Consider the following 24,612-nt stretch of genomic DNA (forward strand, 5'->3'; position numbering starts at 1 on the left):
TCTCCTACCAGAATCGCTGATTGTGAAAGCGCGAAAGCCAGGTCAGCAGCAGATTGTCGAGCGCGGTCGAGACACTGCCCGAGAGCTTCTCTTGCAACTTTTTGCGGGTAACATAATGCACTTCAAATACGTCTGCTTCGTGGATCATGCGACTAATGTACTGGTCGCTGGTGCTGATCTCGTCAGCCAGCGCATTGTCCAGTGCCTCAGCGCCAAACCAGACCTCACCAGTAGCCACGGCCGCCACATCCAACTTGGGGCGGTACTGGGCAACAAAGGCCTTGAACAGGCGATGAATGTTTTCCAGGTCCTCCTGAAACTTCTCACGGCCCTTCTCGGTGTTCTCGCCAAACAGCGTCAGCGTGCGCTTGTACTCGCCGGCGGTAAGCATCTCGTAATCCACGTCATGCTTCTTCAACACTTTGTTGAAGTTGGGGATCTGCGCGACTACGCCAATGGAACCAAGCATCGCGAACGGCGCGGCCAGGACCTTATCGGCAATACAGGCCATCATGTAACCGCCACTGGCCGCGACCTTGTCCACACAGATGGTCAACGGCACGCCGGCCTCGCGGATACGGGTTAATTGTGACGCTGCCAGACCGTAGGCATGCACCATGCCGCCGCCACTTTCCAGCTTGACGACTATTTCGTCCTTGGCGGTGGCCACTTCCAGAATCGCGGTAACTTCATGACGCAAATTTTCCAGCGCGCTGGCTTTGATATCGCCATGAAAATTCAGCACGTAAACACGCTTGGGCGTATCCGTGGACTTGCCACGCGCTTTCAATTGCGCATTGCGCTCTTTATGCCGAACCTTGAGCGCGGCTTTACCGAGAATGGTCTCGCTTAACTTGTCGGTCATGCGATCCAGTTGATCATTCAGGCGCGTGACGCTCAGCGTGCCCACCGCACGGCCCTTGCGCTCCTTGAGCGCAGACACCATTGCGACTACCAGAAGCAGCGCCACCACAAAGGTAGCGGCCTTGGCCAAAAACATAGCGTACTCAGCAAGCCATTCCACAAGCGCACTCCAGACAAAAAACAGAGATTGATAATTGCCCTCAAGCATACAGGAACAGCCCCAGACTGGGACAAACTCGCCCGCGGCCAAATTCAAACAAGCGTATGGTTTTTTATTGACAGGGGCATGAGACGCCAATACCCTCAGCATTCAGTGTCAGGCACCTTGTCTTAGACGTTTACCTTTAAAAAAATGGGATCACCTTGTGGGCAGTATCTATCTGATTCGGCACGGCCAGGCTTCACTAGGCGCAGAGAACTACGATGTGCTCTCGCCGATGGGTATCGAGCAGTCTAAGATTCTCGGCGAACACTACCATCGCACCGGTCTGACCTTTGACCGCAGCTACGCGGGCGAAATGGATCGGCAGATCGATACCGGCAAATATGCACTGGCGCAAATGCCGGGCTCTGACCAGCAGATTTTATGCGAGCCGGCTTTTAATGAGTACGCCGCTGACACCGTGATGCAAACCTACCTGCCGAAAGTAGCGGAAGCCGAACCGGATGCAATGCACTACGTGCAGAACGCCGGGCAGTACCGCAAGGAATTCCAGAAGATTTTCAGCCAGGTCATCACTCTGTGGATCACCGAGACCAAGGAAGTCAGCGGCTGTGAGCCCTGGTCTGCCTTTGTTGATCGGGTGAAAGGCGGTTTGGCCCGTGTGTTGGAAGATGCCCCACGCGGCCAGAATATCGCGATCTTTACTTCGGGCGGCGCTATTACCGCTGCCCTGCAACTCATCACGCAAATGCCTGCGACCAGCGCTTTCGAGCTGAACTGGCAGATCGTGAACACCTCTGTAAGCCGTCTTCAGTATGGTAAAAACAAGCTCAGCCTGGCGTCATTCAACAACCAGGCTCATCTTGATCTGCACCAACAGCCGGATTGCATTACTTACAGATAAAACGGCAACGGCATGTGACGTTGCTCCAGCAAAACCAGAAATCAAGGACACACCTATGACCAGCGTTGCAGAAATCACCAGCACAATGGAATCCAAGTTCAACCCAGCCGCAGCCGCCGGCCTGGATCTGGTTTTCCAGTTTAACATCGAAGACGACAACAACTTCAACGTCACCATCAAGGATGGCACTTGCGCCATCGCTCAGGGCGACGCTGCTACTCCTAACGTTACCCTGATCATGGACAAAGCCACTCTGGAAGGCGTCATGACCGGCGAAACTGATGGCATGCAAGCGTTCATGGCAGGCAAACTGCGCGCCGAAGGCGACATGATGCTGGCTCTGAAACTCGGCGAACTCTTTCCCGCCTGAGTCATTGCTGTATAAAAAAACCGGAGCCAAGTGCTCCGGTTTTTTATGTCTGGTTTATTGGTTTTGGGACAGCAATATCCAAGTCACGCAAAAAGCTTGAGGAGCATTCCAGCTTGGCAGGGTGGAGAAAGTGTATAAAACAGGGATGTTTTATCCAAGCCTACAGGGACGTATTCACGGCGTCTTTCGGAATCCTGTCAAGCTGGGATGCGGTTTACGCCCCGATCATAAAACCGATTGTTTTGTATCCGCTTTTGATCATCACAGGCCGATGGTTCACGCCGACACGCGCAAGTCCCCGCAAGCGGGCCCAGCCAGCGATCATAGATCACTTGGCGTTCAGCTGCGCGCGAAGCATGCTTCGCCAACGCTTGCCTCACCCCTCTAGCTCGGCGATGGCATCCATGCCATCGACGGTCGGCTTAGCTCCACCGCCCTGCGATGATCACGGTCATTTGCGTGAACTAGAGAAGATCAAAAGCGGATTCGCTTTCCGCTCGACATTACTCTTACTCCAAAATAGCCCGAGCCAATCCCACACCAACACGAACCCTGATAAGCCCTTTCAAACAAGCGTTTGAGCTTGTTCGCACCGCCTCACTGGATTAGATTAGCTGATTGTCCACGCCCCCCATTATAAGGAAAGCCATGAGCGCTACAGACCAGGCTACCCAGATCCGCGAAGGCGAAGAACTGGATGTACAAGCCGTTGACCAGTACCTCAAGAGCCAGATTCCCGGGCTCGAAGGCCAGCCCACCATCACCCAGTTCCCCGGTGGCGCATCCAACCTCACCTATCTAGTTGCGTATTCCAACCAGGAATTCGTACTGCGGCGGCCGCCCTTTGGCAAAAAAGCCAAATCGGCCCACGACATGGGTCGTGAATACCGCATTCAGAAGCAGCTGGGTCAGGGCTTCCCCTATTGCCCCAAGGTCTACGCACACTGCACTGACGAGTCTGTGCTCGGTTGCGAGTTCTACGTAATGGAGCGCGTCAAAGGCATCATTTTGCGTTCCGAGATTCCCGAAGAGCTCGGACTGGACGAAGCCAAGACCCGCGAGCTGTGCAAAAGCTTTATCGACAAGTTCGTAGAGTTGCACAACCTGGACTACACCGCCTGCGGCCTGGCAGATATGGGCAAGCCTGAAGGCTATGTAAAGCGTCAGATCGAAGGCTGGATTGATCGTTATCAGAAAGCCGCCACGCCTGACGCTCCTGACTGGGAACCGGTGATGGCCTGGCTGCGTGACAAAATGCCTGCCGATCATCACAAGCCCGGCCTGGTACATAACGACTATCGCTTCGACAACGTCATTCTTGACCCCGAAAACCCGATGGAAATCATCGGCGTACTGGATTGGGAAATGACCACCATCGGCGACCCGCTGATGGATCTGGGCAACACCCTCGCCTACTGGATTCAGGCAGATGACCCACAACCGATGCAGGCCATCCGTCGCCAGCCCAGCCACGCACCGGGCATGCTGACGCGGCAGGAATTTGCGGATTATTACGCAGAGAAAGCCGGCATCGAGATTCCCAATCTGGATTATTACTACACCTATGGCTTGTTCCGTCTGGCTGGCATCGTGCAGCAGATCTACTACCGTTTCTATCACGGCCAGACCCAGGATAAGCGCTTCGGCAACTTTATCCATATGAACAAGTTGCTGGAACAGTTGAGCCTCTCGGTCATCAACAAATCCACCCTATAAGCTTAAGAAGAGGACACACCCATGCAAAAGACTCAATTGTTTGATCTGGACGGTAAAGTTGCCCTGGTGACCGGCGCCAGCCGTGGTATCGGCGAATCCATCGCCAAACTGCTGGCCCAACAAGGCGCCCACGTGATTGTGACCAGCCGCAAAATTGAAGGCTGCCAGGAAGTGGCTGACGCGATTGTCGCCGCTGGCGGCAAAGCCACCGCCATGGCCTGCCATATTGGCGAGATGGCGCAGATTACTGCCACCGTCGAGACCATCCGCAGCCAGTTTGGCAAGCTGGATATCCTGGTCAATAACGCAGCTACCAACCCCTACTTCGGCAACGTGCTGGATACCGATCTGACCGCGTTCCAGAAGACGGTAGACGTGAATATCCGCGGCTACTTCTTCATGTCAGTTGAAGCCGGCAAATTGATGCGTGAGAACGGCGGCGGCGCGATTCTGAACGTAGCGTCCGTCAACGGCATGGTGCCTGGAGACATGCAGGGCATCTACTCGATCACCAAAGCTGCAGTGATCAATATGACCAAGGTGTTTGCCAAGGAGTGTGCGCAGTTCGGCATCCGCTGCAACGCCCTGCTGCCAGGTCTGACCGACACCAAGTTTGCCTCGGCACTGACCACCAATGATTCGATTCTGAAGATGGCTCTGCAGCGCATTCCGCTGCGCCGCGCAGCGGATCCAAGCGAAATGGCCGGTACCGTTTTGTATCTGGTCAGTGATGCGTCCAGCTACACCACTGGTGCAGCTATCAACGTTGATGGCGGCATGCTCGCCTGAGAAATCGCTGCCGAGCAGGGGTTACTCGAAGCGTTCGAGAGCCTCTGTCGCAGCCTCGTTCATAGGCACCGGCGTCAAGCCGGTCGCCCCGATCTCAAGATTGAAGGTGGCGCCGTCCACCATGGGGATGAAGCGCAAGGTGAAGGCATCCGCCTCCAGCAGCGACTGCGTACCCAACCTGTCCAACCAATACCATAAATCGCGCCAGCTCGGCGTGCCATGCAATATATCCTGCTGCGGCGGCAAGGCATCGCGCTGCTGTTCAAGCGCCAGATAGCGTCCGGCTAGCCGATGCAGCCGATACCCATCCTGCAGTCCGATGGCATAACCCAAGCCTCTCCAGCGCAGCACCTGTACGTCCATTTCCCACAGGTCACCCTCCAACTTCAGGCGCAGGTCATCGTGGGAGCTCAGTTGGACATTGAATTGCTGGGGCGCGACTTCGATAAATGTCAGCGTGCCGACGTTGCTTCCCATCTGGACCGGTTTGAATTGATGCAGATCCCACGCAGCCAGGGCCAGGATCAGCCCGACCAGCAGCGACAACAACAACAGATTGCCTTTCAACCAGGACCACAACCACTCAACACGCCAACCCTTTGCGATCACAGCGCCGAGAATCAACAGCGATACCACGCCCAGCAAGGCGGCCAATCCGTAGTACAGCATGATGTCTCCAGGCCAGATCAGGCCGGCACAGGTGGAAGGGGTTGGCCGCGCCGGCGGGCCAGGTGGCAGTCTATCAACCAGCGGGAAATGGAACCGGGGGGTGGAATGCCCGGCAGATCGTCCACGTGCCACCAACCGGCCTCTTCAATCTCACCGGGTTGCGGAACGATATCACCGCTGACGTAGCGGGCGTGAAAACCCATCATCAAGGAATTCGGGAAAGGCCAGTTCTGACTGCCGAGATACTCAAGCTGGTCCACCTCAACACCCACCTCTTCCATCACCTCACGGTGCAGGCATTCCTCGACCGACTCGCCAGGCTCGATAAAACCGGCCAGGGTACTGAAGAATCCGGGGCGGAAATGCGGTGAACGAGCCAACAGCACCTCATCACCACGGGTAATCAGCACTATGATGCATGGCGCCAATTTCGGGTACTGGCGCAGATCACAGGCGGAACACTCCATGGCCCGCTCTTCGCCCCGCGGTTGCATGGTGGCACCACAGCGGCCGCAGAAGCGATGGCTGTCGTACCAGGCCTCCAACTGTTGCGCCAGACCAAGCAACCGATATACGTCATCATCCACCTGCCCGATCAGCGTACGCAGGCCATGCCAACTAAGACCGGGCAGATCCACCGGATCGCTGATGCGCAGCAGATGGCATGCGGTATTATCCAGATGGCCAATCAGTAGATGAAAATCGGTGTTGCCGAGAAAGCGCATGCTGTCCGGGTCGTGCAGGAAGCGACCCTGGTACATGGCGAATTTCTGTTCATGGAAAACCACAACCAGGTCATTGTCTTCGATTTTCGCTGTGCGCGTTGCGGCGATAAAACGTTTGTCACTCTGTTTCATGCTACTCAAGGTCCTGCCAGGGTGTAGCCCAGTTCAGCCAGACTTTCTTCGGCCAGGGTCAGTACATCGGTGGTGGCGACGGCGGAGCGTTCAGCCGACTCCAGATAGAATTCGATGCTGGTCAATGCGTCAGCCAATACTTCCAGTTGCTGGGCCTTGGGTACGTCGCGGCGTTCAAGCATGACTTCCTGAATAAAACGGCCGGACAGATTGATGATACTCGCTGCTCGGGTCATGCCCAAAAATATCAGACCGCCGCGCACGGTTTCCAGGGTAGAGGGTACGTTCATCAAATGCATGATGTCGTTGCCTGATTCCATATAAGCGGTGATTGCACGCTTGGCCAGCGAAAGACCGGCCTGGGACTCTTCAATCAGCACGATGCGTGCTTCTTTCAGCTCGACCGGCTCCTTGCTGTCACCCGGGACCGAACCGGGTACCGGCCCCACATCGCTGCCCCGCTCGTCCAGACGATTCACTGCGGTTTCTGCCATCAGTACCGCGTCGGCTATCTGTTCAAGCACCTCTATGTCGGCACTCTTCCAACTGCTGAGTTGCTCGGCCGCCGCTTCGATAGCGGCGGCAGCCTCTGGCAGGTCAAGCATCGACAGTGTCTTCCAGAGGCGCTGAAGCGCGCCGCCCAGCGTTTCCAGCGATTGCTCCGGATCGCCAGCGTTTCTCGCCAGCAGGTCAAGCAGGTCTTTGATCGCGGTGAGTTCTTCGCGTAGCGCTTCCGCCACCGAGCGCATGACATCCACTCCCGGCCCACGCAATCGATGGAATGAGGACTGCAGCTCCAATTCGGTATAGCCGGGATCCGGCAATCTCAGGGCCGCTTTGACTTCTTCACAGCGGTCACAAGTGGCATCACCCAGCGCTACAAGAAAAGCCAACTCGCGCAGCAGTTCGGGGTTGTTGGTTGGCGCCGGCGATGGCTGACGAACGGCGCGCTTCTTGATCTCACGATCGAGCTGCGAGAAAAGCCGTTTGCGCGGGGACGACAACTGCAACGGGGTCCGTTCGATGGCTTCCAGCGCGGCGGCCGCAACCCAGCACAAGGTCGCAGCGCTCGGGTCCAGCGTCGACTGCCAACGTACCAGCGCACGCTGCATCAGCGGCGCGGAAGCGGCCAGACCATCATCACGGATCATGCCCAGCAAGCCCAACTGATACATTTGCCGCAGACGATTGAAAGTACGGCCATCGAGTGGCTGCTGCTCCTGCTGGCCGCGCAATGTCAACGGCAGGGTTTCTGCGGCCAGGCTATAGAAATGGCTATCCGATAGCGCCGGTACGCCGGGGCGGTTGGCACGTAATTGATTGATGGTGGGCAGCAACAGCTCCGGTCGTTCAAAACCCTGGTGCCGGCACTGCTGCAAATAACGCTCGAGCAAAAACAGGCTGTCGCACAACGCCGAAAGCGGTTCGTTGCGATCGGTGCCGTCATGCTCGGGAATATCCGTGGCCAGCGCGATCATCTCTGCCAGCAGCAAGGCTGCACCGCGCAGCTCGATCAACGTCAGGGTGCCGCGCAGCTGCTGCAGTCCCTCGATGGCCTGTTGCAGCAAGCTGCCATTGTGGCGGTCTTCCAGAAACTGCTGGAGCAGATCTTCCACTTCACCCATGCTGGTGAAGAGCTCTTCCCTGACAAGATCTAAAGATGTGGCGCCTGTTAACATCGTATTGTGTCTCCCCACCCGTCCCTGCTGTGCCCTGACCGCCTCAGTCTGCGAAATCAGCGGTCTTTTTAGCCATATGCGCCATCATGGCTAGCTTCAGATCTTCGGATTGAAGCATTGCTGCATTCCATGTAGCTATATAGTTGAGACCATCGTCAACACTGTGGTCGCGACTATAACGAATCATTTCCTTGGTACCGCGTATAGCCAGCGGTGATTTGCTGGCAATCTCACCTGCCACCGCCATGACGCCGGAAAGCAGCTCGGCATGATCGGCAAAAGTCCTGTTGACCAGCCCCATGCGCGCCGCCTCATCACCGTCAAAGGCACGGCCAGTGTAGGCCAGCTCCCGCATCATGCCATCACCTATGAGGTGGGGCAATCTTTGTAAAGTACCGACATCCGCGGCCATGCCCATGTCAATTTCCTTGATGGAAAAATGCGCATCAGGGGTGGAATAACGCATGTCGCAGGCGCTAATCAGATCAATGGCGCCCCCGATACAGTAGCCATGAATAGCGGCGATGACGGGTTTGCGGCAGGTATCGATGACATTGAACGAGGTTTGCAGGCGCAACACGTTGCGGCGAATGATCTCGGCGTTACGGCCGATGTCCTTGCCCATCTCGGAAGACGCCTGGGCCAGCAGCTGCAAATCGATCCCCGCGGAGAAGTGCTTGCCCGCGCCGGAGACGACCACCACGCGAACGCTGTCGGTGCTGTCTACCCAGTCAAAAGCCTGGATGATCTCTTCCCAGAAGGCCTTGTTCATCGCATTGACCTTGTCAGGCCGATTGATCTGAATGTGGGCAATATTGCCGGTTTGTTCCACCAGCAGAGTTTGATACTCAGGCATGACTGCGCTCCCGGGATACTTTAGCCAAACGCGGCGACATTGTGTTCAAACCAGACTATAACAAGCATTAAGGATCAATGGCATAGCTCAGGCTGCTCGGGTACTGGGTGAAGCAAAAAGCCAGTATCTAACCGAGCCTGTCCGGCGGGAGCTGTCCGGCGGAACCTATCCGGTCGAGCCTACCCGGCCGGTCCCTCCCACACCACAAACCCGGCGGCCTTTTCTATCGCCGCGAGGCGCTCGGTATGCGCATCCAGCTCAGCCGGGCTGGGCATGATCACTTTCAGGGCGCCGCGTTTGCTCGGATCCAGCCGGCGGATACTGGTCACGCCGTGGCTATTGGTATCACTTTCCGCGCCCTGCCCGGCTAACAGCAGTGCCGTCTGGCCGCCGGTCATGGTCAGGTAAACGTCAGCCAGAATCTCCGCATCGAGCAAAGCACCATGCAGGTCACGCTGGGAGTTGTCGACCATGTAGCGTTTGCACAGCGCATCCAGGCTATTGCGCTGACCTGGATGCTTCTCTCGGGCCATCATCAACGTATCAACCACGCCGCAATGATCGCCCATCTTGCCGAGCAGACCGCCCAGGCGCTCCAGCTCCATATCCAGAAAGCCGATATCGAACGCTGCGTTGTGGATGACCAGCCGGGCGCCTTTGACGAACTGCATGAAGTCATTGGCTACGTCGGCAAACAATGGCTTGTCGGACAGAAACTCATCGCTGATGCCGTGGACCGCGAACGCACCTTCTTCCACTTCCCGTTCGGGATTGATGTAGACGTGGAAATGCCGGCCGGTCAGGCGCCGATCGAGTAGTTCGACGCAGCCGATCTCGATGATGCGGTGGCCGTCCTTGGGATCGATGCCGGTTGTTTCCGTGTCGAGAACCACTTCACGCATGTTTCGGACTCCGTTTCGCCAGCACGTCCTGCACTCCCAGATTGGCCAACTCGTCAGCCAGATCGTTTTCTCTATGGCCGCTGTGACCTTTCACCCAGCGCCATTCCACCTGATGCTGATTGACCAGCGCGTCAAGCTGCATCCACAGGTCGGCATTCTTCACCGGTTGGCGGCTGGCAGTTTTCCAGCCGCGCTTTTTCCAGTTCGGCATCCATTCACGAATGCCTTTCATCACGTATTCCGAATCGGTGGTGAGCAAAACCGGCGCCGGCTTTTTTAGCGCTTCCAACCCGCGGATCGCCGCGGTGAGCTCCATGCGATTGTTGGTTGTCTGCAACTCGCCACCGTACAACGATTTTTCATGCTCGCCCAGGCGCAGCAGTACGCCCCAGCCACCCGGTCCGGGATTACCCTTGCAGGCCCCGTCGGTAAAAATTTCGATCGTGTGCGTCATTCACTCTTCCGTTTCTGCGTGCGCCGGGTACCCACCGTCAGGGGCGGCAAATTCAAGGCTGGAAAGGCTCTGGCGGGCTGTTTGCGCGGAGTCACTCCGTACATTTGCCGGCGTGCGATCAGGCAGTAGAAACCGCCCATCGGTAGATTGTGCCGTTCCCCGAAGCGCTCGAGAAAGACCATCCTGTCCAGCCACTTCTGTGTGGCAAGCGGCGGACGATAGCACCCATTAATGCGTTTCTCCACAGCAAAACCCAGGACTTCCAACCAGTCGGCAAGGCGCGTCGGGCTGACAAACCCGGCCTCACTCAGCCAACTGCGGCCGGCGAAATGATTCAGCCCCCAGCTACTCCAGGGATTGAAGCCAAGAATGATAATGTGACCGCCAGCGCGTACCGCCTGACTGGCTTCACGCAACAAAGTGCGCGGCGAGAGGCAGAAATCCAGGCCGTGGTGCAGCAGCACCACGTCCAGCGATTGCGGAGCAAAGGGCCATTGGTCTTCCTGCAGTGGCATGGTCGGCGGCTCGGCGATCAGGTCGAAATGCCAACTATTGCGCAACACCTGCTGGTCGCCATCCAGCAACGACGGCGCCAGTCCGTACTGCACCAGATGCTGACCGAAACAGCGCTGCAAAGCCTCTTCGATCACCCCCTGCTGGGCTTCCAGCAGCATCTGTCCCGCCGGAGTCTCCAGCCAGGTGCGCGCCACGCGCAACAGGTCCATCAAGTCGGCCTGGCTAATCGAGCCAGACCGGTCATCAATCAACATCGAGCCTCCGTTGCGCTCAGCCTGGTTTTCCAGACCCTTGAGTTTCCCAAGCCAGTCAGCGCCTGTACTATAAAAGCATATTCCTTTCAGGGTGCTTTAGACATGCTCGAATTCATAGCATTACCCGCCTTCCAGGACAATTACATTTGGCTGATTCTCGACACCCAGAACAACCGCGCGGCGGTGGTTGATCCTGGTGATGCAGTCCCGGTGATCACCTGGCTGGGACGACATCCCGAATATGACCTGACGCACATGCTGATTACCCACCATCACCGCGATCATACCGGCGGCCTGGCCACCATCAAGGCGGCCACCGGGTGCAAGGTTTGGGGGCCGGCTGCCGAAGACATTCCCGGCCTGGATCGCAGGTTGGTGGACGATGAAACCGTCAGCCTGTTCGGCCTGGACCTGCGAGTAATATCCGTGCCCGGCCATACCCGCGGACATATTGCCTTCTATTGCAATGAGCCCGGTGCACCCTGGCTGCTGAGTGGCGATACCTTGTTCGCAGGCGGTTGCGGCCGGCTATTCGAGGGGACGGCCGAACAGATGCACCGCTCGCTTCAGCGCCTTGCTGCCCTGCCCGACGACACGCGCGTTTATTGTGCGCATGAGTACACGCAGGCCAACCTGCGTTTTGCCCGCGCAGTCGAGCCAGAAAACAACGATATCAAGGTGCGCGCCGAAGTGGTGGATGATCTGCGCGCAGCCGGACGCATGACCCTGCCATCGAGCATTGGCCTGGAAAAGAAAACCAACCCCTTCCTGCGCTCCGCAGTGGCACAAGTGAACCAAGCGGCGGCGGCCCACGCTGGCGAATCAGTTGCTACAGAGCTCGCGACCTTTGCCCGGATCAGGGCGTGGAAAGACAGCTTCTGAGGTTTCTGTGGAATGGTTCCTTGACCGCCGAAGGGCGACTTCCTAGAATCGAGCCAATTTTCAACGGACCAGCCTATGTGTTTTTCTGATCCACGCTCGTATTCCTTCACAAAAATACTGTTTGCGTGCCTGCTGATTGCGGGCCTTGCAGGTTGCCAGTCATCGCCCAGCACTTCGCGCTCCGGCCTGGGCAACAACCCTACAGACGCCGAACGCAAGGAAGCACGGCAGATCACTTTGCTGCGCACCGCGCGCGCGCCTCGCAGTGCGGACGAGATCGAATCGGTCTACACCCTGTGGAGTCGGATTCGCCAGGGCTTCATGCTCGACCCCGGCGCGATCGACAATCCGCGGGTGACTCAGCAACGCCTTTTATATACTGCTCAACCGCGCTATTTCGAACTGACCAGTCCGCGCGCCGAACGCTATATGCACTACGTCGTGGAGCAGTTGGACGCCCGCCAGATGCCCCTGGAGCTGGCTTTGCTGCCCTTTGTGGAAAGCGGCTATAACCCCATGGCCATGTCCAGCAGTAGCGCGGCCGGCATCTGGCAGTTTATCCCTTCCACAGGCGAAGTCTTCTCCCTGCGCCAGGATTGGTGGTACGACGGGCGCCGTGACATCACCGCCTCTACCCAGGCCGCACTCGATTACCTGAGCAAATTGTCCGACATGTTCGGCGGCGATTGGTTGCTGGCGATTGCGGCCTATAACTGTGGTGAGGGCTGCGTGGGGCGAGCCATCAAACGCAACCAGCAGCTTGGCCTGCCTACCGACTATTGGAACCTGCAACTGCCGCAGGAAACCATGAACTATGTGCCCAAACTGTTGGCGATGTCGCAGATCATCGACCGCCCGGGCCTGCATGGCCTGGTGCTGCCGGACCTGGCTGATACGCCGTACTTCACCGAAATAGAGATCAAGCGTCAGTTGGACCTGCACAAGGCCGCTGAACTGGCCGACATGCCCACCGAAGATTTCATGTTGCTCAACCCTGCATTCAAACAACGCATGACCTCCCCCCAGGGCATCTACCGCTTGCTGGTGCCGGTGGACCGGGCTGAACAGTTCAGCACCGCCCTGGCGCGGCTACCGGAAAGCGAGCGAGTCAGTTATCTGCATTATCAGGTGCGCTCTGGCGATACCCTGTCGCAGATTGCCCGACGTCACCAGTTGAGCGTCTCGGCCATCCGCGATGCCAACCAGCTCAGCGGCAATATGATCAATATCGGCCAGACACTTGTTTTACCGCAGATGGGTGCTGGCCCCGCAGCGCCCCGTCAGCCTGCGGCGCAAGTGGCCGCAAGCCCATCGGTGTACCGCGTCAAAGCCGGCGACAGTCTGTGGAATATTTCCCGGGCACACGGCGTCACTATCAGCGCTTTACGGGAGCAGAATAATATCGACGCCAATCATTCGCTGAGCGTTGGTCAGAGTCTGCGCATACCGGGCAACCGCAGCACGGCTAGCGCAAACACGGCCGGTTCTTCCAGTCCCCGTTCGATGGTCTATACCGTCAAAGCCGGAGATTCGCTGTACAGCATTGCCCGACAGTTCAATATAAGCATTGACCGTATTCGTAAAGAAAACCCCTTGGGCAGTCATTTGCGGCCGGGGCAACAGCTCACTTTACTGTTACGCTGAGGCTGTTACGCTACACCCCTGTGAGGCTTTCACCGGCCTGGCGGTAATGTTAGCGTGATAGCCTGTCACGCCCCATCCAGAGCTGCTATGAACTTCAGGTTATTATTCACATCACTGTTGATACTGTTCATCTGGACCGATGCTGGCGCAGCGGTATACCGTCAGCATGGGTACGCCCTGTATGGCCAACCCCATTACCCCGCCGATTTCGAGCACCTGGACTACGTCAACCCGGACGCGCCCAAGGGCGGTACGCTGCGGGTTATGGGCACCGGTACCTTTGACACCCTTAACCCTTATACTTTGAAGGGTACCAGCCCGGTCAACACCGGCAATTTTGTACACTACGGCGTCACCGAGCTGAACGAGACCCTGATGGCCGGTAGCGGCTTGTATGACCCGTCCGGCGATGAACCCTACTCTTCCTATGGCCTGATCGCCGAAACCCTGGAGTTTTCCGACGACCGCAGCTGGGTGGTATTCAACCTGCGTGAAGAGGCTCGCTTCCACGATGGGCAGGACATCACCGCTGAAGATGTTGCTTTCAGCTACCAGTTGCTGCGTGAAAAGGGTCACCCGAATTATCGCTCGATGCTGCAGGATGTGGAGCGCGTGGACGTACTGGGCAAACACCGCATTCGCTTTGTGTTCAGCCGCGCCAACAATCCGCTGATGATTCTGCGCCTGGGCGAGCTGCCCATATTGCCTGAGCACTACTGGCGCGATCGAGATTTCGGCGAAACCACCTTTGAACCCGGACTGAACAGCGGACCCTATCGGATTACCGATGTCGCCCCCGGACGCCGTCTGTCCTTTGAGCGCGTCAAGGATTACTGGGGCAAGGATCTGCCGATCAACCGCGGGAAATACAACTTTGACCGCCTTGAGGCCGAGTTCTACCGCGATAACAATGTCGCCTTTGAAGCCTTCAAGGCGGGCGAATTTGACTTCTATTTCGATCACAAAGCCAGTAATTGGGCCAATGCCTACGACTTCCCCGCAGTGCGAAATGGTGAAGTAGAAAAGCGTGAGGTAAAACACCAGATTCCCAGTGCCACTCAGGCCATGTTCTTCAACACCCGGCGCACGCCCTTCGATCAGCGCAGCATGCGCGAAGCGCTGGGCATGCTGTTTGATTTCGAGTGGTCCAATCGGGTGTTGTTCTACGATGCCTACCGCCGCTCAGAGAGCTACTACCCCAACAGCCCGTTCAGCGCGACCGGGCTGCCGGCCGGGCAGGAGTTCTTGTATCTGAACGAGCACCGTGAAGAACTACCCCGAGAGCTTTTCTTCGAACCCTTCCGTCTGCCCACCACGGACGGCCGCGGTATTTCCCGGGACAGTCTGCGCCGAGCGGTGGAGCTGTTTGAACAGGCCGGCTGGACTCTACGCAATGGCCGCCTGCAGAACGCCGATGGCGATCAACTGATATTCGAAGTATTGCTGGTCAATCCCAGCCTCGAACGCATCATACAACCCTACCGGACCAATTTAGCCCGTCTGGGCATCGACATGCGCATACGTACGGTCGACCGGGCGCAATACAAATCGCGGCTGGATCAGTTCGATTACGACATGATCCTCGCGACCTTGCCGCAGAGCCTGTCCCCTGGCCTGGAGCAGCACGGCTATTTTCATTCCAGCCAGCGCAACGTCAAAGGCAGCCGCAACTATGCCGGAATCGACAACCCGGTGGTTGATGACATGATTGAGAAACTCCTGGCCGCAGGCAACCGCGACCAGCAGATAGCCGCAGCGAAGGCGTTGGACCGGGTACTATTATGGGAACACTATACAATTCCGAACTGGTATATTGATTACCATCGCATAGCCCATCGGGAATGGCTTAAATCCACCGCGACGCCGCCCTACTCGCTGGCGATACGCACCTGGTGGAAGATGCCGGACACTGAATAGAAACACTGTTTAAAACCGTCTACAAAAACAAGGTCACTGGATGCACCCTATACTCAAAACGCTCTGCGGATGCGCCTTGATCACTGTCACCGGTCTTGCTCATGCCCAACCGGCGCCGCAGCCCTCGGCGGGTAGCCACGCACTAACGCTGTACGGCGAACCGCCGGCCTACTCGGCGGATTTCAAGCATTTCGACTACGTCAACCCGGACGCTCCCAAAGGCGGCACCTTGCGGCAGTCGGGCTTTGGCAGTTTCGATTCATTGAATGGTTTCATTACGCGCGGCAACAGCGCCTCCGAGCTGTCGCTCATTTACGACACTCTGACGTTTCATTCGCTGGATGAACCCTTTACCGAATACGGACTTTTGGCTGAACGCATAGAGCGGGCTGAAGACGGCACCTGGGTACGCTTTTATCTGCGCCCGGAAGCACGCTTTCACGATGGCGAACCCGTTACTGCCAGTGACGTGGTGTTCACCTTCAATACCTTGATCGAACACGGCGCGCCTTTCTACAAAGCCTATTACGCGGATGTGACAGAGGTGGTCGCGGAGAACGAACACAGTGTGCTGTTTCGCTTCCGTGACGGGGAAAACCGTGAACTGCCGCTGGTGATAGGCCAACTGCCGGTGTTCCCCGAGCATTACTGGGCGGAGCGAGACTTCAGCCGAACCACGCTGGACCCCCCCCTGGGTAGCGGGCCCTATCAAATCAGCAACGTCAGTGCCGGGCGCAGCATCACCTATGAACGGGTCAAGGATTACTGGGCTGCGGATTTGCCGGTGCAGCGCGGCTTCTACAATTTCGACCGGGTAGTCATCGATTATTACCGCGACACCGGTGTGGCCCTGGAAGCATTCAAAGCGGGTCGCTTTGATGTCAACCAGGAAGTCAGTGCAAAGAACTGGGCGACCGGCTACGACAGCCCGCCCTTGCGCGACGGCCGTATCATCAAGGAAGAGATCCCCAACCTTAACACTCAGGGCATGCAGGGCTTTGTCTTCAACACCCGTCGCAGCTACTTTTCTGACGTGCGGGTGCGTAAGGCCATCAGTCTGCTGTTCGACTTCGAATGGTCCAATGGCAGGCTGTTCCACGACGCTTACACCCGTACCGACAGCTTTTTCGACAACTCCGAACTGGGCGCCACCGGCACCCCGGACGAGGCCGAACTGGCGTTGCTGGAGCCCTGGCGCGACCAGTTATCCGAGGACGTGTTTGGCCCGGCTTACAGTCCGCCGGTAACTGATGGCAGCGGTATCATTCGCGACCAGATGCGCGATGCCTACGCACTGCTGCAGGAAGCCGGCTGGAAGATCGTCGATGACCGTCTGGTCGATGCCGACGGCAATCAACTGAGCTTTGAGTTTTTGATCGTGCAGGCCGACTTCGAGCGCGTGGTGCTGCCGTTCAAGCGCAATCTGGCATCACTGGGTATCGAATTGACTTTGCGCCGCGTCGACACCTCGCAATACATCAATCGCCTGCGTTCACGCGACTTCGATATGGTCGTCTCTGGCTTCGGCCAGTCCAACTCACCGGGCAATGAGCAGCGCGAGTACTGGCATTCATCGAGCGCCGACAACCCCGGAAGCCGCAACCTGATGGGCCTGCGCGACCCGGTGGTAGACGCGCTGGTGGAGGGGCTGATCCAAGCCGACTCGCGCGAATCATTAGTAACCCACACCCGCGCGCTGGATCGGGTATTACGCGTCGGACACTATCTGGTGCCGAACTTCCATACCAAGGTCTACCGCGTCGCCTACTGGGACAAATTCTCCCACCCGGAAACCTCCCCTCGCTATGATCTGGGGCTGTATACCTGGTGGGTTGATCCGGCCAAAGAGGCCGAATTGAAAGAGGCTCCGGCGCTGATAGAACAACAGGAAAACTGAGCATGCTGGCTTATATTGTTCGCCGTCTGCTACTGATCATCCCTACCCTGTTCGGCATTCTGCTGATCAATTTCCTGATTATCCAGGCCGCGCCAGGCGGCCCGGTCGAGCAGATGATCGCCAATCTGGAGGGTTTTGAAGGCGCTACCAGCCGGATTTCCGGCAGCATGCAAGGTGAAGTCGCCAGCGGTGGCAGTTACCGCGGTGCGCAGGGCCTGGACCCGGATATCATCGCCGAAATCGAACGCATGTATGGTTTTGACAAGAGCGCTCCCGAGCGCTTCTGGCTGATGATCAAGGGGTATATGACCTTTGACTTTGGGGACAGCTTCTTCCGGGATGAAAGCGTTATTAACCTGATTCTGGAGAAAATGCCGGTTTCCATCTCGCTGGGCCTGTGGACCACCTTGCTGACCTATCTGATTTCCATTCCGCTGGGCATTCGCAAGGCGGTACGCCACGGCTCGACTTTTGATATCTGGACCAGCTCGTTAATTATTGTCGGCTATGCGATTCCCGGCTTTCTGTTGGCGATCCTGCTGATTGTGGTGTTTGCCGGGGGTAGCTACCTGGACTGGTTCCCGCTACGCGGGCTGACCTCCAACAACTGGGAAGAGCTCAGCGATTGGGAAAAGGCCAAGGATTACGCCTGGCATCTGGTGCTGCCCATTACCGCAATGGTTATCGGCAGCTTCGCCACGCTAACCATGCTGACCAAGAACTGTTTTCTGGATGAAATCGGCAAACAGTACGTGGTCACCGCCAAAGCCAAGGGTCTGTCTGCCGGGCGGGTGCTGTATGGTCACGTATTCCGTAACGCGATGCTGTTGATTATCGCGGGTTTTCCGTCAGCGCTGATCAGCGTGTTCTTTACCGGCGCACTGCTGATTGAGGTGATCTTCTCGCTCGATGGCTTGGGCCTGCTGGGCTTCGAGGCGGCAATCAACCGTGATTATCCGGTCATGTTCGGCACGCTGTACATCTTCACCCTGCTCGGCCTGGTGGTGAAATTGATCGGTGATATCACCTACACCCTGGTCGATCCGCGTATCGATTTCGAAAGTAGGGAGGGCTGAGCATGGCGCTGAATTTCAAACTCTCCCCCCTCAACCGTCGGCGGTTTGCGCTTTTCAAGGCGAACAAGCGCGGCTGGTGGTCGCTGCATATCTTCATGGTGCTGTTCGTGCTCAGCCTGGGCGCGGAGATGGTCGCCAATGACAAGCCGCTGCTGGTCAAATACGAAAACAGTTACTACTTCCCGGTCTTCAAGCGCTACGCGGAAACCGAATTTGGTGGTGAATTTCCGATTGCTGCGGACTACCGTAGCCCCTATGTTCAGCAGTTGATTGAAGAGCAAGGTGACGGCTGGATGCTCTGGCCGCCGATCCCGTTTTATTACGACACCATCAATTACGACCTGGAGCTGCCCGCCCCTGCCCCGCCTTCCGCCGACAACTGGCTGGGCACGGATGACCAGGCGCGGGACGTCAGTTCACGGGTGATCTACGGCTTCCGTATTTCCGTGCTCTTTGCGCTGACACTGACCATTCTCAGCTCGGTCATCGGCGTGATCATCGGCGCGGTGCAGGGATTCTACGGCGGTAAAATGGATCTGTTCGGCCAGCGTTTTATCGAAATCTGGTCAGGACTGCCGGTACTTTATCTGCTGATCATTCTGGCCAGCTTCGTGCAACCAAACTTCTGGTGGTTGCTCGGCATCATGCTGCTGTTCTCGTGGATGGCGCTGGTGGATGTGGTCCGGGCGGAGTTTCTGCGTGGCCGGAATCTGGAATATGTGCGCGCGGCACGGGCGCTGGGCGCCAATAATCGCATCATCATGTTCCGCCACATCCTGCCCAATGCCATGGTTGCGACCCTGACGTTTTTCCCGTTCATTCTTACCGGAGGCGTTATCACACTGACCTCACTGGACTTTCTCGGCTTCGGCTTGCCGGCTGGCTCGCCCTCATTGGGCGAGTTGATTGCCCAGGGCAAGGCGAACCTGCAAGCGCCCTGGCTTGGCGTTACCGCCTTCGTTGTGCTGTCGCTGATGCTCAGCCTGCTGGTATTTATTGGCGAGGCGTTGCGTGATGCCTTCGACCCGAGGAAATGACATGTCTGATCAGCCGTTGATACGGATCGACAATCTGAGCGTGGCCTTTCGCAGCGAGACCGAGGAAGTCATGGCGGTGCGCGGCGTGAGCCTGGACATCCGCGCAGGCGAAACCCTGGCGCTGGTCGGTGAAAGCGGCTCGGGCAAATCGGTGACTGCGCACTCGATTCTGCGCCTGCTGCCCCACCCGCAGTCACGCCACCCCAGCGGTCAAATCCTGTACAAGGGCGAAGATCTGCTGAAGGCCAATGAAAAACGCCTGCGTCAGGTGCGCGGCAATCGTATTTCAATGATCTTTCAGGAGCCGATGAGCTCGTTGAACCCGCTGCACAGTGTCGAGCGGCAAATCAACGAGGTGCTGTTTCTGCACAAGGGCCTGGATAAAAAGGCCGCCCGAGCTCGCACCTTGGAACTGCTCGAACTGGTTGGCATACCCGAGCCGGCCAAACGCCTGACTGCTTACCCGCATGAGCTCTCTGGCGGCCAGCGGCAGCGAGTGATGATCGCCATGGCGCTGGCCAATGAACCTGAGCTGCTGATTGCCGATGAGCCAACCACTGCGCTGGACGTTACCGTGCAGTTGAAGATTCTTGAGTTGCTGAAATCGCTGCAGGAAAAACTCGGCATGGCGCTGCTGCTGATCAGCCACGATTTGAATCTGGTGCGCAGAATAGCCCATCGGGTATGTGTCATGTATCAGGGTCGCGTCGTCGAAGAGAATGATTGCGCAACGCTGTTCGCAGATCCACGGCACGAATACACCCAGCGGCTGATTGCCGCCGACCCGTCCGGCAGCCCGGTGCAGGTCAAAGTTGATGCACCGCAGATCATGCGTGTGGAGCAGCTGAAGGTCTGGTTTCCGATACGTCAGGGCGTACTGCGCCGGACCGTGGACCATGTCAAAGCGGTCACCGATGCCAGCTTTACGCTCAAGCAAGGTCATACGTTGGGCATTGTTGGCGAGAGCGGATCGGGCAAAACCACACTCGGTCTGGCGTTGCTCAGGCTGGTGGAAAGCCAGGGTCTGATTGAATGCAATGGTCAGCGTCTGGACGGGCTCAGTCAGGATGATGTCAGGCCCATGCGGCGGCAGTTTCAGGTGGTCTTTCAGGACCCCTTTGGCAGTTTGAGCCCGCGAATGTCGGTGGCGCAGATCATCAGCGAAGGGCTGGAGATCCACAAGATCGGCGACGAGCAGGAACGCGAGCAGATGGTTATTCAGGTGCTGCAGGAAGTAGGCCTGGACCCGGCTACCCGCCACCGTTATCCGCACGAGTTTTCCGGCGGCCAACGGCAGCGTATTGCCATTGCCCGGGCCCTGGTGCTCAAGCCGTCGCTGATCCTGCTGGATGAACCCACCTCGGCACTGGATCGCACGGTTCAGGGTCAGGTGGTGGAGTTGCTACGCGATCTGCAAGACAGGCACAATTTGAGTTATCTGTTTATTAGCCACGACCTGGCGGTGGTCAGAGCTCTCAGTCACGAGCTGATGGTAATACGCCAGGGACACATTGTAGAACAGGGGTCGGCAAGTGCGATATTTGCCTCGCCGCAACACGACTATACTCGTCAGTTGCTAGAGGCAGCTTTTGCCCACCCGGTATCCGTCAACAAGGCCCCGACAACAGTGGCCTAGTAAAACAGGAAGCAAGCATGGGATTTCTCAGCGGAAAGCGCGTACTTATCGTTGGCGTAGCCAGCAAACTATCCATTGCATCCGGCATCGCTGCCGCGATGCACCGGGAAGGTGCCGAGCTGGCCTTTACCTATCAGAACGACAAACTCAAGGCCCGCGTTGAGGGCTTTGCCGCTGAATGGGGCTCCGGGCCAGAGCTGTGCTTCCCCTGTGATGTCGCGGATGACGCGCAGATCGAGCAAGCCTTTGCCGAGCTGGCGAAAAAGTGGGACGGTCTGGATTGCATCGTTCACTCCGTCGGCTTTGCTCCCGGAGACCAATTGGATGGCGACTTTACCGCGGTCACCACCCGTGAAGGCTTCCGTATCGCTCACGATATCAGTGCTTACAGCTTTGTCGCATTGGCCAAGGCCGGCCGTGAGCTGATGCAGGGTCGCAATGGCAGCCTGCTAACCTTGTCTTACCTGGGCGCGGAACGCACCATGCCCAATTACAACGTGATGGGCATGGCCAAGGCCAGTCTGGAAGCAGGCGTGCGTTACCTGGCTACCAGCCTGGGCCCAGAAGGCACTCGCGTGAACGCCATTTCTGCAGGCCCTATCCGCACCCTGGCGGCTTCGGGCATCAAGAGTTTCCGTAAAATGCTTTCGCATAACGAGAAGCAGACGCCGATGCGTCGTAACGTGACCATCGATGAAGTGGGCAATGCCGGCGCCTTTTTATGCTCTGACCTGGCTTCAGGCGTCTCGGGCGAGATCATGTATGTTGACGGTGGCTTCAATATTACCGCAATGGGCAATCTCGAAGACTGAGCCCGACACATAGCAGGCACAAAAAAACCGCGAATTTGCGGTTTTTTTGTGCCTGCTGAATAGTCAGTCTGGAGCCTGAATCTCAGGCTCCAGCCAGATCAGAAGCGTTCGATATCAGCCTGTTCCTTCAAACGCTGCTGCAGAGCGCTGAAATCCTGCTGACCAGCCTGACCGGAGATAAAGCTCTGGTACATGTCGCCATCTACCGCTTCCTCAAGGCTCTGAGGCGTGGCTACGCCGTTCAGCTGGACGATCCACTGACTTCCATCAGGTTGGCGGAAATGACCGTAGACGGCGCTCTCAGCGTCCGGACGGGGCATTGCAAAGACACTACGCAGCAAGGCTGCCGGCAGATCGTTGCTGGAACGACGAATCGCTTCATGTGTTTCCCAGCTTTGACCGAGCTGCTCGGCCAGCGCATCCGCCTCAAGATCGCCCTCGCGCAACGCCGCAACATGCTCTGCCGCCTTGCGCTCCGCCTGCTCTACCGCCCGCTCAAAGCGAAGCGTGTCGACGATCTCGTCGCGAACCTCTTCCAGAGGACGCTGAGTGGCACGCAGGTGCTCTTTCACCCGCAGGACTACAGCAGTATCAGCATCCAGCTCCAACAGCTCACTGTTCAAGCCGTCAGTCAGCACTTCTTCATTGAAAGCTGCAGCCATCACGCGCGGATTGGCAGTCAGGCCTTCGTCGCCCTGACGACCTACCGGGCCAATGGTTTCGACTTCCAGATCAAGCGCACGCGCAGGTTCGGACAGATCTTCCGATTCGTAGGCCAGGTTCGCCAGCTCACGGGACGCTTCAACAAAGCGTCGCTCGACCTGCTCGGCCTTCAACTCACGTTCAATTTCAGGACGCATTGACTCCAGTGAGGGCACCTCAGGCGCCAGCAACCCAGTCAGTTTCACCAGATGGTAACCAAAACTGGTGCGTACCGGCTCAGAGACCTGACCTTCTTCCAGATTGAACAAAGCTTCTTCAAAGGCGGGATCGTAGCTGCCGCGTACGGCATAGCCCAGATCGCCGCCGCCACTGGCGCTACCGGTGTCATCCGACAGTTCCTGGGCGATGTCGGCGAAATCCTCGCCCTGCTCCAGGCGCTCACTGATCGCCTGGGCCTGCTCAAGAGCGGCTGCGTCAGCTTCAGCATCGTCTTCAGGCACTTCAATGAGGATGTGCGAGACGCGGCGCTGCTCTTCCAGATTACCGATCTCCTGCTCATACATTGCCTGCAGCTCGGTCTCGTCCACTTCGACCTGGTCGAAAAAGTCGCTGCGTGAAAGAGTGAGCACTTCCAGCACGACCTGTTCCTCGGTCATGAACTGCTCTGCGTTGGCGGTGTAATAGTCGCTGACCTCGTCCTCTTCAACCGTGACCGCATCGTTATCAACGTCCAGTTCGATCGTGGCGAAATCCCGGCTCTGCTCTTCCAGGCGAGCCAGTTGCAGACGTTCGGTGGGGGTCGCAAAGGCGCTGGTGACGTAGGCGCTGCGTAATTGATTGATCATCAGCTCCTGGCGGACCAGGTCACGGAAAGCCAGACGCGAGGCAAGGCCCATATTGCGGATGACAATATCAAAACGGTTGGCATCAAACTGCCCATCTACCTGGAAGTCCGGGGTGGAGAGGATCAGTTGATCGATCATCTGCTCGGACACCCGCAGGTCTGCTGCTTGTGCTCCGTCAAGCAGGACGGCGCGATCAATCAGATCTTCGAGCACCGACTCGCGCAGCAGATTGTCGTTGATCATGCCCGGATCAAAGCTGTCGTTAAGTTGCTGCATCTGTTGAATCAGTTGGCGGCGCTGCATGGCCACAGCCTGATCAAGCTCCGTGCGGGTAATTTCCGCGTCATTCACCGCAGCAGCATTCTGTGCGTTGCTGTTGAAACTGCTGATCGACTCCCAACCAGTCAAAGCGAAAATCAACACAATGACGCCGACGATCACCTTGGCGATCCAGCTCTGTGCATTTTCCCTCATTTTTTGCAGCATCTTGCCCCCAAAAAAACTGTTATCTGCCGCGCACCTGGTTAGTGGCTGGCTTATGCCAGGCGTCCCGCACCTGCCTGACATTTGTATGTTTCGCTAAAACAAAAAAGGCGCATCGAAGATGATGCGCCTTTCGGGAAACTGACCGAACCATCGGTGGGTGTCTGCCTATGCAGCGATAGCCATAAACGCTGATGATTCGAAGTCCATACCGGAGCCCGAGGACTCCAATACAACAATCAGTTACAGGACGCTATCAGTTAACAGCGTCCTTCAGTGCTTTACCGGCTTTGAAGCCAGGGATCTTGGCAGCGCTGATTTCAATCGGCTTGCCAGTCTGGGGGTTGCGACCAGTACGAGCAGCGCGATCTTTAACAGCAAAAGTACCGAAACCTACCAGCACAACCGAATCACCAGCCTTCAGAGCACCAGTGATGGACTCGATGACGGCGTCAAGAGCACGACCGGCAGCAGCTTTAGGAATATCGGCGGAGGCGGCGATGGCATCAATCAATTCAGACTTGTTCACTCTAAGTCCCCTTATAAATTTCAGTGAGTTGTTAGTCGTTATGTAAGCTTGTGGTCTTAGCAAAGCCGTGGCCAGTCAGCATACCTGCTTAGGTCGAAGCACGCTTTATAGCAAGCGGTCAAAAACCGTGTCAAGGAATGCCTGTGGTATCGCCGGTCTGATCGCTAAGCACTCACCCAAATGGGTGACATCACACGT

The 24,612-nt window shown here is 57.2% G+C and carries 22 protein-coding genes; 12 read left to right on the forward strand and 10 right to left on the reverse strand.

Annotation, left to right across the window (positions count from 1 at the left end; genetic code table 11):
• Positions 1 to 4 precede the first annotated feature (4 nt).
• Positions 5 to 1,024 (reverse strand): protease SohB, encoded by a 1,020-nt coding sequence (sohB, locus tag EAO82_RS14435; protein WP_096347439.1) that lies wholly within the window; start codon positions 1,022 to 1,024, stop codon positions 5 to 7.
• A 205-nt stretch (positions 1,025 to 1,229) separates the two neighbouring features.
• On the opposite strand from sohB, the gene EAO82_RS14440 reads away from it, so the two are divergent.
• The 4 genes from EAO82_RS14440 to EAO82_RS14455 all read left to right on the forward strand — a co-directional run bounded on the left by EAO82_RS14440 (position 1,230) and on the right by EAO82_RS14455 (position 4,806).
• Positions 1,230 to 1,931, forward strand: coding sequence for a histidine phosphatase family protein (locus EAO82_RS14440; protein ID WP_096347395.1), 702 nt, complete (start codon positions 1,230 to 1,232; stop codon positions 1,929 to 1,931).
• A gap of 55 nt (positions 1,932 to 1,986) precedes the next feature.
• A complete protein-coding gene (locus tag EAO82_RS14445) occupies positions 1,987 to 2,301 on the forward strand; it encodes an SCP2 sterol-binding domain-containing protein (protein WP_096347394.1) in 315 nt (104 codons plus the stop codon).
• A 648-nt stretch (positions 2,302 to 2,949) separates the two neighbouring features.
• Entirely contained in the window at positions 2,950 to 4,017 is a 1,068-nt protein-coding gene (locus EAO82_RS14450) for a phosphotransferase family protein (protein WP_096347393.1), read from the forward strand.
• A 21-nt stretch (positions 4,018 to 4,038) separates the two neighbouring features.
• On the forward strand, positions 4,039 to 4,806 hold the full coding sequence (locus tag EAO82_RS14455) for an SDR family oxidoreductase (protein ID WP_096347392.1): 768 nt from the start codon (positions 4,039 to 4,041) through the stop codon (positions 4,804 to 4,806).
• A 21-nt stretch (positions 4,807 to 4,827) separates the two neighbouring features.
• Here the strand turns inward: EAO82_RS14455 and EAO82_RS14460 are convergent, their stop codons facing one another.
• The 7 genes from EAO82_RS14460 to EAO82_RS14490 form a co-directional block, all read right to left on the reverse strand.
• The gene (locus tag EAO82_RS14460) at positions 4,828 to 5,475 is read right to left on the reverse strand and encodes a hypothetical protein (protein WP_096347391.1); all 648 of its coding nucleotides are present in this window, start codon (positions 5,473 to 5,475) and stop codon (positions 4,828 to 4,830) included.
• 17 nt (positions 5,476 to 5,492) lie between these two features.
• A complete protein-coding gene (nudC, locus tag EAO82_RS14465) occupies positions 5,493 to 6,332 on the reverse strand; it encodes an NAD(+) diphosphatase (protein ID WP_096347390.1) in 840 nt (279 codons plus the stop codon).
• A gap of 5 nt (positions 6,333 to 6,337) precedes the next feature.
• Positions 6,338 to 7,957 (reverse strand): ferrous iron transporter B, encoded by a 1,620-nt coding sequence (locus tag EAO82_RS14470; RefSeq protein WP_096347389.1) that lies wholly within the window; start codon positions 7,955 to 7,957, stop codon positions 6,338 to 6,340.
• A gap of 97 nt (positions 7,958 to 8,054) precedes the next feature.
• Entirely contained in the window at positions 8,055 to 8,867 is an 813-nt protein-coding gene (locus EAO82_RS14475) for a crotonase/enoyl-CoA hydratase family protein (protein ID WP_096347388.1), read from the reverse strand.
• 179 nt (positions 8,868 to 9,046) lie between these two features.
• Positions 9,047 to 9,769, reverse strand: a complete 723-nt coding sequence (gene dnaQ, locus EAO82_RS14480) for a DNA polymerase III subunit epsilon (RefSeq protein WP_096347387.1) — start codon at positions 9,767 to 9,769, stop codon at positions 9,047 to 9,049.
• On the reverse strand, positions 9,762 to 10,223 hold the full coding sequence (gene rnhA / locus EAO82_RS14485; RefSeq protein WP_096347386.1) for a ribonuclease HI: 462 nt from the start codon (positions 10,221 to 10,223) through the stop codon (positions 9,762 to 9,764). Before rnhA ends, dnaQ begins: the two co-directional genes overlap by 8 nt.
• Positions 10,220 to 10,993 carry a class I SAM-dependent methyltransferase gene (locus tag EAO82_RS14490; protein ID WP_096347385.1) on the reverse strand — a complete coding sequence of 258 codons (774 nt, stop codon included), beginning with the start codon at positions 10,991 to 10,993 and terminating at the stop codon, positions 10,220 to 10,222. The genes rnhA and EAO82_RS14490 overlap by 4 nt, the downstream gene beginning before the upstream one ends.
• A gap of 102 nt (positions 10,994 to 11,095) precedes the next feature.
• Here EAO82_RS14490 and gloB point away from each other — a divergent pair, with 102 nt between their 5' ends.
• From gloB to fabI, 8 genes are all read left to right on the forward strand, one after another.
• A complete protein-coding gene (gene gloB / locus EAO82_RS14495) occupies positions 11,096 to 11,875 on the forward strand; it encodes a hydroxyacylglutathione hydrolase (protein ID WP_096347384.1) in 780 nt (259 codons plus the stop codon).
• 75 nt (positions 11,876 to 11,950) lie between these two features.
• A complete protein-coding gene (locus EAO82_RS14500; protein ID WP_096347383.1) occupies positions 11,951 to 13,519 on the forward strand; it encodes a LysM peptidoglycan-binding domain-containing protein in 1,569 nt (522 codons plus the stop codon).
• Between the two features lie 87 nt (positions 13,520 to 13,606).
• Entirely contained in the window at positions 13,607 to 15,436 is a 1,830-nt protein-coding gene (locus EAO82_RS14505) for an extracellular solute-binding protein (protein ID WP_096347382.1), read from the forward strand.
• A gap of 40 nt (positions 15,437 to 15,476) precedes the next feature.
• The gene (locus tag EAO82_RS14510) at positions 15,477 to 17,333 is read left to right on the forward strand and encodes an extracellular solute-binding protein (protein WP_096347381.1); all 1,857 of its coding nucleotides are present in this window, start codon (positions 15,477 to 15,479) and stop codon (positions 17,331 to 17,333) included.
• 2 nt (positions 17,334 to 17,335) lie between these two features.
• On the forward strand, positions 17,336 to 18,409 hold the full coding sequence (locus EAO82_RS14515) for a microcin C ABC transporter permease YejB (RefSeq protein WP_096347380.1): 1,074 nt from the start codon (positions 17,336 to 17,338) through the stop codon (positions 18,407 to 18,409).
• Between the two features lie 2 nt (positions 18,410 to 18,411).
• On the forward strand, positions 18,412 to 19,446 hold the full coding sequence (locus EAO82_RS14520; protein ID WP_096347379.1) for an ABC transporter permease: 1,035 nt from the start codon (positions 18,412 to 18,414) through the stop codon (positions 19,444 to 19,446).
• Between the two features lies 1 nt (position 19,447).
• Complete coding sequence (locus EAO82_RS14525; RefSeq protein ID WP_096347378.1) at positions 19,448 to 21,082, forward strand: ABC transporter ATP-binding protein; 1,635 nt, start codon at positions 19,448 to 19,450, stop codon at positions 21,080 to 21,082.
• A gap of 17 nt (positions 21,083 to 21,099) precedes the next feature.
• The gene (gene fabI, locus EAO82_RS14530) at positions 21,100 to 21,894 is read left to right on the forward strand and encodes an enoyl-ACP reductase FabI (protein WP_096347377.1); all 795 of its coding nucleotides are present in this window, start codon (positions 21,100 to 21,102) and stop codon (positions 21,892 to 21,894) included.
• Between the two features lie 98 nt (positions 21,895 to 21,992).
• On the opposite strand, the gene EAO82_RS14535 is transcribed toward fabI, so the two are convergent.
• Together EAO82_RS14535 and EAO82_RS14540 are read right to left on the reverse strand one after the other, a co-directional pair.
• Positions 21,993 to 23,876, reverse strand: a complete 1,884-nt coding sequence (locus EAO82_RS14535) for a SurA N-terminal domain-containing protein (protein WP_231703214.1) — start codon at positions 23,874 to 23,876, stop codon at positions 21,993 to 21,995.
• Between the two features lie 265 nt (positions 23,877 to 24,141).
• A complete protein-coding gene (locus EAO82_RS14540) occupies positions 24,142 to 24,414 on the reverse strand; it encodes an HU family DNA-binding protein (protein WP_096344739.1) in 273 nt (90 codons plus the stop codon).
• Between the last annotated feature and the right edge of the window lie 198 nt (positions 24,415 to 24,612).

The sequence above is a fragment of the Halopseudomonas pelagia genome, assembly GCF_009497895.1.
Lineage (GTDB): Bacteria > Pseudomonadota > Gammaproteobacteria > Pseudomonadales > Pseudomonadaceae > Halopseudomonas > Halopseudomonas pelagia_A.

Excerpts from the sequence above, each read along its gene's own strand:
- EAO82_RS14445 (WP_096347394.1), top strand. The coding sequence starts at position 1,987 with ATGACCAGCGTTGCAGAAATCACCAGCACAATGGAATCCAAGTTCAAC.
- EAO82_RS14450 (WP_096347393.1), top strand. The coding sequence starts at position 2,950 with ATGAGCGCTACAGACCAGGCTACCCAGATCCGCGAAGGCGAAGAACTG.
- EAO82_RS14455 (WP_096347392.1), top strand. The coding sequence starts at position 4,039 with ATGCAAAAGACTCAATTGTTTGATCTGGACGGTAAAGTTGCCCTGGTG.
- EAO82_RS14460 (WP_096347391.1), bottom strand. The coding sequence starts at position 5,475 with ATGCTGTACTACGGATTGGCCGCCTTGCTGGGCGTGGTATCGCTGTTG.
- nudC (WP_096347390.1), bottom strand. The coding sequence starts at position 6,332 with ATGAAACAGAGTGACAAACGTTTTATCGCCGCAACGCGCACAGCGAAA.
- EAO82_RS14470 (WP_096347389.1), bottom strand. The coding sequence starts at position 7,957 with ATGGGTGAAGTGGAAGATCTGCTCCAGCAGTTTCTGGAAGACCGCCAC.
- EAO82_RS14475 (WP_096347388.1), bottom strand. The coding sequence starts at position 8,867 with ATGCCTGAGTATCAAACTCTGCTGGTGGAACAAACCGGCAATATTGCC.
- dnaQ (WP_096347387.1), bottom strand. The coding sequence starts at position 9,769 with ATGCGTGAAGTGGTTCTCGACACGGAAACAACCGGCATCGATCCCAAG.
- rnhA (WP_096347386.1), bottom strand. The coding sequence starts at position 10,223 with ATGACGCACACGATCGAAATTTTTACCGACGGGGCCTGCAAGGGTAAT.
- EAO82_RS14490 (WP_096347385.1), bottom strand. The coding sequence starts at position 10,993 with ATGTTGATTGATGACCGGTCTGGCTCGATTAGCCAGGCCGACTTGATG.
- gloB (WP_096347384.1), top strand. The coding sequence starts at position 11,096 with ATGCTCGAATTCATAGCATTACCCGCCTTCCAGGACAATTACATTTGG.
- EAO82_RS14500 (WP_096347383.1), top strand. The coding sequence starts at position 11,951 with ATGTGTTTTTCTGATCCACGCTCGTATTCCTTCACAAAAATACTGTTT.
- EAO82_RS14505 (WP_096347382.1), top strand. The coding sequence starts at position 13,607 with ATGAACTTCAGGTTATTATTCACATCACTGTTGATACTGTTCATCTGG.
- EAO82_RS14510 (WP_096347381.1), top strand. The coding sequence starts at position 15,477 with ATGCACCCTATACTCAAAACGCTCTGCGGATGCGCCTTGATCACTGTC.
- EAO82_RS14515 (WP_096347380.1), top strand. The coding sequence starts at position 17,336 with ATGCTGGCTTATATTGTTCGCCGTCTGCTACTGATCATCCCTACCCTG.
- EAO82_RS14520 (WP_096347379.1), top strand. The coding sequence starts at position 18,412 with ATGGCGCTGAATTTCAAACTCTCCCCCCTCAACCGTCGGCGGTTTGCG.
- EAO82_RS14525 (WP_096347378.1), top strand. The coding sequence starts at position 19,448 with ATGTCTGATCAGCCGTTGATACGGATCGACAATCTGAGCGTGGCCTTT.
- fabI (WP_096347377.1), top strand. The coding sequence starts at position 21,100 with ATGGGATTTCTCAGCGGAAAGCGCGTACTTATCGTTGGCGTAGCCAGC.
- EAO82_RS14535 (WP_231703214.1), bottom strand. The coding sequence starts at position 23,876 with ATGAGGGAAAATGCACAGAGCTGGATCGCCAAGGTGATCGTCGGCGTC.